This window comes from Streptomyces sp. NPDC017890 (assembly GCF_044328675.1).
GTDB lineage: Bacteria > Actinomycetota > Actinomycetes > Streptomycetales > Streptomycetaceae > Streptomyces.
The window spans coordinates 1-12,321 of record NZ_JBIRHU010000030.1 but is presented as its reverse complement, the minus strand read 5'-3'; the positions used below and the strand labels follow the sequence as shown (position 1 = coordinate 12,321).

The 12,321-nt window shown below is 71.6% G+C and carries 10 protein-coding genes and 1 pseudogene; 4 read left to right on the top strand and 7 right to left on the bottom strand.

All coding sequences use genetic code 11. The features are described from left to right. Positions 1-35 precede the first annotated feature (35 nt). Positions 36-524, top strand: a complete 489-nt coding sequence (locus tag ACH4F2_RS31045; RefSeq protein ID WP_398136074.1) for a DUF3180 domain-containing protein — start codon at positions 36-38, stop codon at positions 522-524. Between the two features lie 120 nt (positions 525-644). On the opposite strand, the gene folE is transcribed toward ACH4F2_RS31045, so the two are convergent. The 6 genes from folE to dacB all read right to left on the bottom strand — a co-directional run bounded on the left by folE (position 645) and on the right by dacB (position 8,360). Next, a complete protein-coding gene (folE, locus tag ACH4F2_RS31040) occupies positions 645-1,250 on the bottom strand; it encodes a GTP cyclohydrolase I FolE (RefSeq protein ID WP_398136073.1) in 606 nt (201 codons plus the stop codon). Between the two features lie 122 nt (positions 1,251-1,372). Further along, positions 1,373-3,412 carry an ATP-dependent zinc metalloprotease FtsH gene (ftsH, locus tag ACH4F2_RS31035; protein WP_398136133.1) on the bottom strand — a complete coding sequence of 680 codons (2,040 nt, stop codon included), beginning with the start codon at positions 3,410-3,412 and terminating at the stop codon, positions 1,373-1,375. 195 nt (positions 3,413-3,607) lie between these two features. Continuing rightward, positions 3,608-4,147 (bottom strand): hypoxanthine phosphoribosyltransferase, encoded by a 540-nt coding sequence (gene hpt / locus ACH4F2_RS31030; RefSeq protein ID WP_226027733.1) that lies wholly within the window; start codon positions 4,145-4,147, stop codon positions 3,608-3,610. Positions 4,148-4,242: 95 nt separating this feature from the next. Then, entirely contained in the window at positions 4,243-5,289 is a 1,047-nt protein-coding gene (tilS, locus tag ACH4F2_RS31025; RefSeq protein WP_398136072.1) for a tRNA lysidine(34) synthetase TilS, read from the bottom strand. A 192-nt stretch (positions 5,290-5,481) separates the two neighbouring features. After that, positions 5,482-6,609 (bottom strand): zinc-dependent metalloprotease, encoded by a 1,128-nt coding sequence (locus ACH4F2_RS31020; RefSeq protein WP_398136071.1) that lies wholly within the window; start codon positions 6,607-6,609, stop codon positions 5,482-5,484. A gap of 140 nt (positions 6,610-6,749) precedes the next feature. Next, on the bottom strand, positions 6,750-8,360 hold the full coding sequence (gene dacB, locus ACH4F2_RS31015; RefSeq protein ID WP_398136070.1) for a D-alanyl-D-alanine carboxypeptidase/D-alanyl-D-alanine-endopeptidase: 1,611 nt from the start codon (positions 8,358-8,360) through the stop codon (positions 6,750-6,752). Between the two features lie 79 nt (positions 8,361-8,439). Here dacB and ACH4F2_RS31010 point away from each other — a divergent pair, with 79 nt between their 5' ends. Both ACH4F2_RS31010 and ACH4F2_RS31005 read left to right on the top strand, forming a co-directional pair. Beyond that, entirely contained in the window at positions 8,440-8,931 is a 492-nt protein-coding gene (locus tag ACH4F2_RS31010; RefSeq protein ID WP_007452023.1) for an inorganic diphosphatase, read from the top strand. A 114-nt stretch (positions 8,932-9,045) separates the two neighbouring features. Beyond that, a complete protein-coding gene (locus ACH4F2_RS31005; RefSeq protein ID WP_398136069.1) occupies positions 9,046-10,755 on the top strand; it encodes a threonine/serine exporter family protein in 1,710 nt (569 codons plus the stop codon). 42 nt (positions 10,756-10,797) lie between these two features. Here the strand turns inward: ACH4F2_RS31005 and ACH4F2_RS31000 are convergent, their stop codons facing one another. Beyond that, positions 10,798-11,676: a DedA family protein gene (locus ACH4F2_RS31000; protein WP_398136068.1), complete on the bottom strand. Its 879-nt coding sequence runs from the start codon at positions 11,674-11,676 to the stop codon at positions 10,798-10,800. A gap of 134 nt (positions 11,677-11,810) precedes the next feature. Between ACH4F2_RS31000 and ACH4F2_RS30995 the strand changes: the two are divergent. Beyond that, positions 11,811-12,161: pseudogene (locus ACH4F2_RS30995) on the top strand (YbjQ family protein); the annotation flags it as partial. Between the last annotated feature and the right edge of the window lie 160 nt (positions 12,162-12,321).

Genomic DNA, 12,321 nt, shown 5'->3' with positions numbered 1-12,321 from the left:
ACCGAGCAGGGGAACCGAAGGGACACCGGGACACCGTGAAAGAGTTGCGCATCAGGGTGCTGGCCGGCGTGTTCGTGGTCGCCGGGATCCTGTCCTGGGCGGGCGCCCGCCTGTGGAACTCGATCGGGACCCTCCCGAGCGTCCCCTTGGCCGCCCCCGTCGTGCTCGCCCTGATCGCCGTGATCCTGCTGGCCACGGCGCTCTCGATCCGCGCCCGTCTCAAGGCCCAGCGGGAGCGTGTCCCGGACGCCAAGGGCGTCGACCCGATGATGGCGGCCCGCGCGGTCGTCTTCGGCCAGGCCAGCGCCCTGGTCGCCGCCCTGGTCGCCGGCATGTACGGCGGCACGGGCGCCTTCCTGCTGGAGTACCTCGACGTCCCGGCCCGCCGCGACCAGGCGTTCTACGCCGGCTTCTCGGTCGTGGCGGGGATCGCCGTCATAGCGGCCGCGATCTTCCTGGAGCGCGTCTGCAAGCTCCCCGACAACGACGACGAGGACACCCCGGGCACGGCCACGGCAGCCTGATCCGCCGCCGCGCCGGCCTCGGCGGCCCGCCCCGCCCTCGGACGGGCGCCCACCACGCGGAACCTGTCGGTATCCCGACGCCTTTCGGTACCCCGGCACCTGTCGGCACTCCGCCCGGCGTCAGCGGGCCATGATCAGGCTCATCGCCTCGTTGCGCGTGGCCACGTCGCGCAGCTGGCCGCGCACCGCCGAGGTCAGGGTCTTGGCACCGGGCTTGCGGATGCCGCGCATCGACATGCACATGTGCTCGCACTCCACGACGACGATCACCCCGCGCGGCTCGAGGATCTCCATCAGGGAGTCCGCGACCTGCGTGGTGAGTCGTTCCTGCACCTGCGGGCGGCGGGCGTAGACGTCCACGAGACGGGCCAGCTTGGACAGGCCCGTGATCTTGCCGTTGGTGGACGGGATGTAGCCGACGTGCGCCACGCCGCGGAACGGCACCAGGTGATGCTCACAGGTCGAGAACACCTCGATGTCCTTCACGAGGACCATCTCGTCGTGCCCGAGGTCGAACGTCGTCGTCAGTACGTCCTCGGGCTCCTGCCACAGGCCCGCGAATATCTCCTTGTACGCCCGCGCCACCCGTGCGGGCGTCTCCCTCAGACCCTCGCGGTCCGGGTCCTCACCGACCGCGATGAGCAGCTCGCGTACGGCGTTCTCGGCCCGCTTCTCGTCGAACTCGCCGATCTGGCCCTCGCCGTCCAGCGTCACGGGGTCGGTCATCTGGTGCCTCGTTCCTGTCCTGTCCTGCGGTCGGCATACGGAAATGCCACGCCCCCCAAGGCTAGAACCTGGGGGGCGTGGCATACATTCCGGGCCTGGTGGGGCCGCCGGGAGTGGCCGGGTCAGCTCTCCGGGCGGTCCTCCGGGGCTCGTTCCGGTGCCGGAGCCGGCTCCGCCGTGGTGCTCTTGGCGGTGGAGATCGCCGCCGTGGCGCCGTTCGCTCCGTTCGTCAGGGCGAGCTCCTTCGGGGAGAGCACCGGCGGACGGGTCGAGGGCGTGCGGCGGGAGGAGCCGGTCCAGGCGGGCCGGGCCGGACGCTTGACGATCTGGGCGAAGATCTCGGCGATCTCCTCCTTGCCGAGCGTCTCCTTCTCCAGCAGCGCGAGCACGAGGTTGTCGAGGACGTCGCGGTTCTCGACCAGGATCTCCCAGGCCTCGTTGTGCGCCGTCTCGATGAGCTTCTTGACCTCTTCGTCGACCAGCGCGGCGACCTCTTCCGAGTAGTCGCGCTGGTGGGCCATCTCGCGCCCGAGGAACGGCTCGCTGTTGTCGCCGCCGAACTTGATCGCGCCGAGACGCTCGGTCATGCCGTACTGCGTGACCATCGCGCGGGCCACACCGGTGGCCTTCTCGATGTCGTTGGCAGCACCGGTCGTCGGGTCGTGGAAGACCAGTTCCTCGGCCGCGCGGCCGCCCAGCATGTAGGCGAGCTGGTCGAGCATCTCGTTGCGCGTGGTCGAGTACTTGTCCTCGTCCGGGAGCACCATCGTGTAGCCGAGGGCCCGGCCCCTGGACAGGATCGTGATCTTGTGGACCGGGTCGGAGTTGGGTGAGGCCGCCGCGACCAGGGCGTGTCCGCCCTCGTGGTACGCGGTGATCTTCTTCTCCTTGTCCGACATGATCCGGGTCCGCTTCTGCGGGCCCGCGACCACACGGTCGATCGCCTCGTCCAGCATGTGGTTGTCGATCAGCTTCTGGTCGCTGCGGGCCGTCAGCAGGGCGGCCTCGTTCAGCACGTTGGCCAGATCGGCACCGGTCATGCCGGGGGTGCGTCGGGCGACGGCGGACAGGTCGACGTCGGGGGCGACCGGCTTGCCCTTCTGGTGGACCTTGAGGATCTCCAGACGGCCCTGCATGTCCGGGCGGTCGACGGCGATCTGCCGGTCGAAGCGGCCGGGGCGCAGCAGCGCCGGGTCGAGGATGTCCGGGCGGTTCGTCGCGGCGATGAGGATCACGCCGCCCTTGACGTCGAAGCCGTCCATCTCGACGAGCAGCTGGTTCAGGGTCTGCTCGCGCTCGTCGTGACCGCCGCCGAGGCCGGCGCCGCGGTGGCGGCCGACCGCGTCGATCTCGTCGACGAAGACGATCGCCGGGGCGTTCGCCTTGGCCTGCTCGAACAGGTCACGGACCCGGGAGGCACCGACGCCGACGAACATCTCGACGAAGTCGGAACCGGAGATCGAGTAGAACGGCACGCCCGCCTCGCCCGCGACGGCACGCGCGAGCAGGGTCTTGCCGGTGCCGGGCGGGCCGTACAGCAGCACACCCTTGGGGATCTTGGCGCCGACGGCCTGGAACTTGGCCGGCTCCTGGAGGAACTCCTTGATCTCGTGGAGCTCCTCGACGGCCTCGTCCGAACCGGCGACGTCGGAGAACGTCGTCTTGGGCGTGTCCTTGGTGATGAGCTTGGCCTTGGACTTGCCGAAGTTCATGACGCGGGAGCCGCCGCCCTGCATCTGGTTCATCAGGAAGAGGAAGATGACCACGATGAGGACGAAGGGGAGCAGGGTGATCAGGAGCCCGACGAACGGGTTCTGCTTCGACGGCGACACCGTGTAGCCGTCGGGGATCTGCTTGTCCTGGTACTTGTTCTGCAGCGTGTTGGCGATGTCGACGCCCTGGTCGCCGATGTAGCTCGCCTGGATCTTCGAGCTGCCCTTGACCTTTTCGCCGTCCTTGAGCTGAACCTTGATGTTCTGCTCGTCGCCGGTGGTCAGCTTGGCCGACTCGACCCTGTTGTCGTTGATCGCCTGGACGACCTGGCCAGTGTCAACCGTCTTGTAGCCGCCGGACGAGCCGACGACCTGCATCAACACGACCACGGCAAGGACGGCCAGCACGATCCACATGATTGGCCCACGGAAGTATCGCTTCACGTCCATCCACACGGAGCGGTGGCGCCCCGTCCCTCCTGCCATAGTGAGTTTGATAAGACAGTTCTTCTGACGGTACCCCAGCGCGGCGGCCCTCAGCCGCACGGGACCGCTGGCGTCCCGTCTGCATGCTCCAACGGCGCGGGGGCCTCCGGGGTTCCCGGTAGCCCCCCGAAACGCCGTGGCGCCCGCTACGGGGCCGCGTCAGCCGCCGTAGACGTGGGGCGCGAGCGTACCGACGAACGGGAGGTTGCGGTACTTCTCCGCGTAGTCGAGGCCGTAGCCGACGACGAACTCGTTGGGGATGTCGAAGCCGACCCACTCCACGTCGATGGCGACCTTCGCGGCGTCGGGCTTGCGCAGCAGCGTGCACACCTTGAGGGAGGCGGGCTCGCGCGAGCCGAGGTTGGAGATCAGCCAGGACAGGGTCAGGCCGGAGTCGATGATGTCCTCGACGATCAGGACGTGCCTGCCCTTGATGTCGGTGTCGAGGTCCTTGAGGATCCGCACCACGCCGGAGGACTGGGTGCCCGCCCCGTACGAGGACACCGCCATCCAGTCCATGGTGACGGGGGTGGACAGCGTGCGCGCCAGGTCGGCCATGACCATCACGGCGCCCTTGAGCACGCCGACGATGAGCAGGTCCTTGCCCGCGTACTCCGCGTCGATCTTCGCGGCCAGCTCGGCCAGCTTCGCGTCGATCTCTTCCTTGGTGATGAGTACCTTCTCGAGGTCGGCACCCATGTCGTTCGCGTCCACCCGCATCACTTTCGGTCGTCCCACCGGCCACTCCGGAACGTCCCGGTGATCCGTACGCGGATCGGTGGGAGGGTCCGGATTCAGCCTTGCCGAATCACCAGTCTGCCACCCTGGCGCTGGGCGACGACTTTGCCGGGCAGGTTGATGGCCCCCTGACCGCGCCAGCCGGTGATCAGCCGGTCGACTTCCTCGAGGTGGCGGGCGAACAGCGCGCCCGCGGGAGCACCGGCCTCGATGGCGGCACGGCGCAGGATGCGGCGGCGTACGGCGGGCGGGAGGGCGTAGAGCTTGGCGCACTCCAGTACACCGGTGGCGTCCCGGACGCCGGGCTCGGCCTGGCGGGCCCAGGTGTCGAGGGCGTCGGCGTCGTCCCGGGAGAGTTGGGCCGTACGGGCGAGGGCCTCGACGACACCCTTTCCGAGCGCCTTCTCCAATGCGGGCAAGCCCTCGTGCCGCAGCCTGGAACGCGTGTACGCGGGGTCGGCGTTGTGCGGGTCGTCCCAGACGGGCAGGGACTGGACCATGCAGGCCTTGCGGGCGGTCTGCCGGTCGACCTGGAGGAAGGGGCGGCGGTAACGGCCGTCGGCCCCCGAGACCGCGGCCATGCCCGACAGGGAGCGGATGCCGGAGCCGCGGGCGAGGCCCAGCAGGACGGTCTCGGCCTGGTCGTCGCGGGTGTGGCCGAGCAGGACGGCGGCGGCGCCGTGGCGGGCGGCGGCGGCGTCCAGGGCCGCGTAGCGGGCGTCGCGGGCGGCGGCTTCGGGCCCTCCCGCGCGGCCGACGGTGACGGCGCTGGCCTCGACGGGGTCCAGGCCGAGTTCGCGCAGGCGCAGGACGACCTCTTCGGCGCGCAGGTCGGAGCCGTTCTGCAGGCCGTGGTCGACGGTGACGCCGCCGGCGCGGATGCCGAGCCGGGGGGCCTCGAAGGCGAGGGCGGAGGCGAGCGCCATGGAGTCGGCGCCGCCGGAGCACGCCACGAGCACGAGCGGCGACGGCGGGCGCTCGGCTGTGCGGTCGGCGGCCGTCGCGGCGGCGACACCGGCCGTGGTGTGCAGTTCGGTGAGGATGTCGTGGAGGACGCGGCGGACCGCCAGGCGTATCGCCGCGACCGCAGGATGGGGACCCATGTCCGGTGCCCTTCATGAAGTTTTCGGGGATGAGCCCGAGATTCGGTCACGCAGAGTATGTAGATGGTGACAGAAACGGGCCGTTCCCCGAGCATCGCACGCCTGTCGAAGGCTCACGGTCCCTCGGACGGGTGATTGAAGGGGCGTTTGCCTGCCGTCGGCCGGATTCGTTTCACGCCCCGACCGCGCGGCTCACGACTCCGGTTTGCGGTGCACCCGCGCGATCCAGTCCGCCGGTTTGGCGATCTCCGACTTGGTGGGGAGGGTGTTGGGCGAGGTCCAGACGCGGTTGAAGCCGTCCATGCCGCACTCGTCGACGACGGCCCGCACGAAGCGCTCGCCGTCCCGGTACTGGCGGAGCTTGGCGTCCATGCCGAGCAGTTTGCGCAGCGCCAGGTCCAGGCGGGAGGCGCCCTTGGCGCGGCGCTGCTGGAACTTCTCGCGGATCTCCCCGACGCTCGGCACGACCGCCGGGCCCACCCCGTCCATCACGAAGTCGGCGTGGCCCTCCAGGAGGGACATCACGGCGGTGAGCCGGCCGAGGACCTCCCGCTGGGCCGGTGTCTGCACCAGCTCGACCAGGGAGCGGCCGCCGTCGTCCTCCTCCCCCTCGGGCCGGCCCCCGGCGAGTGTCTGGGCGGCCTCGCGGACGCGCTCCAGGACGGTCATGGGGTCGACGTCGGTCTCCGCGAGGAACGACTGGATTTCGCCCTCCAGGTGGTCGCGCAACCAGGGCACCGCGGTGAACTGCGTGCGGTGCGTCTCCTCGTGCAGACACACCCACAGGCGGAAGTCGTGGGGCTCGACGTCGAGTTCGCGCTCCACGTGCACGATGTTCGGGGCGACGAGCAGGAGCCGGCCGCCGCCGTTCGCACCGGCGGGCAGCTCGCGGGTGGCCGGGGCGAAGGTCTCGTACTGACCGAGGACGCGGGAGGACAGGAACGACAGCAGCATGCCCAGCTCCACGCCGGTGACCTTGCCGCCGACGGCGCCGAGGACCGCGTTGCCCGCGCTGCTGCCGCGCCGCTCCTGCATCTTCCCCAGCAGGGGCCCCAGGATCTCCCGGAACCCGGCGACGTTCGCCCGGACCCAGCCGGGGCGGTCGACGACGAGGACGGGGGTGTCGTGGGCCTCTTCGGTGGCCAGACGAGTGAAGCCCCGGACGTGTTCCTCCGAGGCTTTGGCGTGGCGGCGGAGTTCCGCGACGATGGCCCTGGCCTCGTCGCGGCTCACCTCGGGGCCCGGCCGTACGAGCCGGGTCGCGGTCGCCACCGCGAGATTCCAGTCGACCATGCCGGAAGATGCGCCGATGCTCGTCATCCCTCAACCGTACGTGAGCGCTGCCGCTGGGGGCAGGCTGTGGCGGGCGGTGGGGTGGTGGCCGGCCGGTGCCGGAGCGGCGTGCGGACGGGTGCGCGGCCCGGCGCCGCGGTGCCGCCGCTCCCCGGACGGTCGGGGGGTCATGCGCAGCCGCAGGACACCAGGGTCGTCGCCGCCCGGTCCAGGGCCGTCTGGGCCGACCACGCGTCCGTCGTGCCGGAGGCCAGGAAGGCGAAGCCCAGGAGGCGGCCTTCGGCGGTGACCACGGTGCCGGCGAGGGTGTTGACGCCCCTCAGGGTGCCGGTCTTCGCGCGTACGAGGCCGGCCGCGCCGTCCGTGTAGCGGCTGGACAGCGTGCCGGTGAAGCCGGCGACGGGGAGGCCGGTGAGGACCGGGCGGAGTTCGGGGCGGGCCGGGTCGGCCGCCTCGGCGAGCAGCGCGGTGAGCAGGTCGGCGGTGATCCGGTCGGTGCGGTCCAGGCCGCTGCCGTCGTGGAACCGCGTGCCGCGCACGGGCAGGCCGAGCCGCTCCAGACGGGCCGGGAGGGCGGCCGAGACCCCGTCGAAGCCGGCGGGCTCACCGGTCGCCAGGGCGGTGTGCCGGGCCAGGGCCTCGGCGAGGTCGTTGTCGCTGTCGGTCAGCATCCGCTCGACCAGGGCCGACACCGGGGGCGAGGAGACGGTGGCGAGGGTCTCCGCGCGTTCCGTGGCCTTGGAGGGGCCGGGCGGCGACGCGGTGACGCCGTGCTGCTCCAGGAAGCCGGCGAAGGCACGGGCGGCGTCGGCGGCCGGGTCGTCCTCGCGCGTGACGGGGCCGCTGGTGGAGTCGTCCGTGCGGGCCTCGTCGGCCATCAGGGCGGTGACGAGGGCGAGGTTCTCGTTCACCCCGATCGGGTGGGTCTCCTCACCGGCATAGAGCGTCGTGTCGTACGACAGCGTCACCTTGCGCACGTCCCGCTTCTTCAGGGCCGCGGCGGTCTTCCCGGCGAGGGTGCGCAGGCTCGCGAGGTCTGCCCCGCTCCCGGTCCCGCCCGGGCGCAAGGCGCCCCCGTCGTCCTCGCGCGCGGTCAGGGTGGGGTCGCCGCCGCCGACCAGGACGACTTCGCCGGTGTCGGCCTCCAGGGCGGTGCGGGTGGTGAGGCGGTGGTCGGGGCCGAGGGCGGTGAGGGCGGCGACCGCGGTGGCGATCTTCGTGGTGGAGGCGGGCGTGAGGGGGACGTCGGCGTCGAGGCCGTAGAGGCGCTCGCCGGTGGTGAGGTCGACGACGGACGCCGCGCGGCGGTCACCGAGCGCCGGGTCGTCCAGCAGGGGTCCGAGCACGTCGGCGAGGGCCGTGCCGCCCGGCCCGGCCTCGGCGCCGTCCGGCACACCGCCGGCGGTGCCGCCGAGTCCGGTCAGGACGGAGCCGGCGCTGGGCGCGGGGCGGGGCGCCCCGGACGTCGTACCGGAGCCCTCGGGCCCGCGACCGTGATCTGCGCCACCCGTGCGTTCCATGGCGACGGCACGGTCGCGCTCGGCCGTACGCTGACCCATGGAGTCCCAGGGGCCGGCGGCGGTCACCACACCGGCGGCGAGTGCCAGCCCGGCGGTGGCGGCACCGGCGGTGTACTGCCAGGTCTTCGGCCTCGTAACCCGCGCGAGTTGCGGCGTCGCGGCCCGCGCGGCGCGTGCGAGACGCGGACGTACGGCGCCCGCGGCCCGCGCCACGTGCGGTCTCGCGGCCCGCCAAGGCCTCAGCTCTGGCACTATCACCAGCCCCTTTCGCGATCACCCACCTGCGTGAGGGACACTTAATCACCAGAACTATGTGCTGATCATGGAGGAGCGTCCGGTGGAGTTCGACGTCACGATCGAGATCCCGAAGGGTTCGCGGAACAAGTACGAGGTGGACCACGAGACCGGTCGTATCCGCCTGGACCGCCGCCTGTTCACCTCGACCGCCTACCCGACCGACTACGGCTTCGTCGAGAACACCCTCGGCGAGGACGGTGACCCGCTGGACGCGCTGGTCATCCTGGACGAGCCGACCTTCCCGGGCTGCCTCATCCGCTGCCGCGCGATCGGCATGTTCCGGATGACGGACGAGGCCGGCGGCGACGACAAGCTGCTGTGCGTGCCGTCGACCGACCCGCGTGTGGAGCACCTGCGTGACATCCACCACGTGTCCGAGTTCGACCGCCTGGAGATCCAGCACTTCTTCGAGGTCTACAAGGACCTGGAGCCCGGCAAGTCGGTCGAGGGCGCCGACTGGGTGGGCCGCACGGACGCCGAGGCCGAGATCGAGCGGTCCTACAAGCGCTTCAAGGACCAGGGCGGCCACTGATCAGGCACCCCTCCCGTAACGGGCCGCACGCGTGAAGCGTGCGGCCCGTTCACGTTTGGGTACGCATACTGAGGGCTACAGGAGGGTGTGTTCGAACCAGGGAGCGTTGCGCAGGTGACGGAGGCGGAGGACCGCAAACCACAGTCGGACGAGGCCCACAGTGCCTTCCGGCCGCCCGGTGGGGTCGCGGCGCCGGCCGACGGCGAGTCGTCGACGACGTCCGAGTTCGAGATCCCGCAGGGGCTGGCCGTCCCGCGGCCCACCGGCACGGAGTCGGAGACGACCTCGGAGTTCGCGCTGCCCGAGGGGCTGGACGCGCCCCCGGCGGCGCCCGCGGAGGGCGAGGGATCGGCGTTCACCACGCCGAGCACGTACAGCGCGTGGACCGCGCCGGCCGCGTTCACTCCGGCGAGCGGCTTCCCGGCGGTGAACCTGACGGACGTGCCCTGGCAGGACCGGATGCGCGCCATGCTGCGCATGCCGGTGGCCGAACGGCCCGCGCCCGAGTCGGCGCAGCGGCACGACGACGACACCGGCCCCGCCGTACCGCGCGTGCTCGACCTGACCCTGCGTATCGGGGAGCTGCTGCTGGCGGGCGGTGAGGGCGCCGAGGACGTGGAGGCGGCGATGTTCGCCGTGTGCCGCTCGTACGGCCTGGACCGCTGCGAGCCGAACGTCACCTTCACCCTGCTGTCGATCTCCCACCAGCCGTCCCTGGTCGAGGACCCGGTCACGGCGTCGCGGACGGTACGCCGCCGGGGCACCGACTACACGCGGCTCGCGGCCGTCTTCCACCTGGTGGACGACCTCAGCGACCCGGACACGAACATCTCCCTGGAGGAGGCCTACCGGCGCCTCGCGGAGATGCGCCGCAACCGGCACCCGTACCCCACCTGGGTGCTGACCACGGCGAGCGGGCTGCTCGCCGGCGCGGCGTCGGTGCTCGTCGGCGGTGGGCTGACCGTGTTCGTCGCGGCCATGCTCGGCTCGATGCTCGGCGACCGGCTGGCCTGGCTGTGCGCCGGGCGCGGGCTGCCGGAGTTCTACCAGTTCGCGGTGGCCGCGATGCCGCCGGCCGCGATGGGGATCATGCTGACGCTCGTCCACGTCGACGTGAAGGCGTCCGCGGTGATCACCGGTGGCCTGTTCGCGCTGCTGCCGGGGCGGGCGCTGGTCGCGGGGGTGCAGGACGGGCTGACCGGTTTCTACATCACCGCGTCCGCGCGCCTGCTCGAGGTCATGTACTTCTTCGTCAGCATCGTCGCCGGGGTGCTGATCGTGCTGTACTTCGGCGTCCAGCTGGGCGCCGAGCTGAATCCGGACGCCGAGCTGGGGACGGGCGACGAGCCCCTCGTCCAGATCGGCGCGTCGATGCTGCTGTCCCTGGCCTTCGCGATCCTGCTCCAGCAGGAACGATCCACCGTGCTGGCGGTGACCCTGAACGGGGGCGTCGCCTGGATCGTCTACGGCGCCATGCACGTCGCCGGCGGCATCTCGCCGGTGGCCTCCACGGCCGCCGCGGCGGGGCTCGTGGGCCTGTTCGGGCAGCTCATGTCCCGGTACCGGTTCGCGTCGGCGCTGCCGTACACGACCGCGGCGATCGGGCCGCTGCTGCCCGGTTCGGCGACGTACTTCGGGCTGCTGGCGATCGCGCAGAGCGAGGTCGACAGGGGGCTGGTGTCCCTGTCGACGGCCGTGGCACTCGCCATGGCCATCGCCATCGGGGTGAACCTCGGTGGGGAGATCTCGCGGCTGTTCCTGAAGGTGCCGGGGGCCGCGAGTGCGGCGGGGCGCCGGGCGGCCAAGCGGACGCGGGGGTTCTAGCACCGCGCGCCGTCACGGCCCCGCGCCCCTGGGCGGGTGGTGTCAGCGTCCCTGGTTGTAGGGGTACTGCCCGCCCTGCTGGTCGCCGTGGGGCTGCTGCCCGTAGCCCTGCGGGTACTGCTGGGCGTACGGCTGCTGCTGTCCGTAGGGCTGGTCGTACGACTGCTGCTGGGGCTGCTGCGGCTGCGGCTGCTGCGGGTACGCGTCCACGCGGCGGAGCTGGGTCGTGGCGTCGTCCATGACCGGGTACGCGGGCTGCGGCTGGTGCTGCTGGACCGCCGGCGGCTCGGTCGCGGCGGCGCGCTTCTTCTTGCCCCGCTCGCGGAGGTACTCGATGGCGATCGGGACGACCGAGACCACGACGATCAGCACCAGGATCGGCTCGACGTTCTTCCGGATGAACTCGATCTGGCCGAGCCAGTAGCCGGCGAGGGTGACGCCCGAGCCCCAGGCCACGCCGCCGATGACGTTGTAGGTGAGGAAGGTCCGGTACTGCATGCGGCCGGCGCCCGCCACGATGGGGGCGAAGGTGCGCACGATCGGCACGAAGCGGGCCAGGACGATTGCCTTGGGGCCGTACTTCTCCATGAACTCGTGGGCCTTGTCCAGGTTCTCCCGCTTGAAGAGCTTGGAGTTGGGACGGCTGAAGAGCTTGGGGCCCAGGAACTTGCCGATCATGTAGCCCACTTGGTCACCGATGACGGCGGCCAGCACGATCAGGGTGCACACCAGCCACAGCGGCTGGGTGATGTAACTGCCCTCGGCCACGAAGAGACCCGCCGTGAACAGCAGCGAGTCACCGGGCAGGAAGGCGAAGAGTCCGGACTCGGCGAAGACGATGAGCAGGATGCCCGGTAGAGCGAAGGTCTCGATCAGGTAGTCCGGGCTGAGCCACTCGGGGCCGAGCGCAAGCGTGGTCACGGGATTGTGGCTCCTGCTGCTGGGGGAGGCGGGCTGGACCTGGCTGCCCAAACGTACAACGCAGCCGTGGCAGTCCAGGTTCCACGGGGGTCCCAGAGGTGCACTGTGACGCTCCCCGGGGAAACCTGAGAACCATGGGTATTGAAGAATACGGCGGCGGCCAGGGTCCTCGGCCCGAGGTGCTCGTAGTGACCACGAACGATCTGCCGGGCCACCGCGTGCAGGAGGTGCTCGGGGAGGTCTTCGGACTGACCGTGCGCTCCCGGCACCTGGGGAGCCAGATCGGCGCCGGGCTGAAGTCGATGGTCGGCGGTGAGCTGCGCGGGCTCACGAAGACGCTGGTGGAGACCCGCAACGAGGCGATGGAGCGGCTCGTCGAGCAGGCACGCGCGCGCGGGGCCAACGCGGTGCTGGCGTTCCGCTTCGACGTGACGACGGCGGCGGACGTGGGCACCGAGGTGTGCGCGTACGGGACGGCGGTGGTGGGGGGGGGGGGGGGGGGGGGCCGGCCCCCCCCCCCCCGCGGGGGGGGGGGGGGGGGGGGGGGGGGGCGGGGGGCGGCCCGGGGGGGGGGGGGGGCGGGGGGGGGGGGGGGCCGGGGCGGGGGGGGGGGGGGGGGGGGGGGCCCCGGGGGGGCCCGCCGCC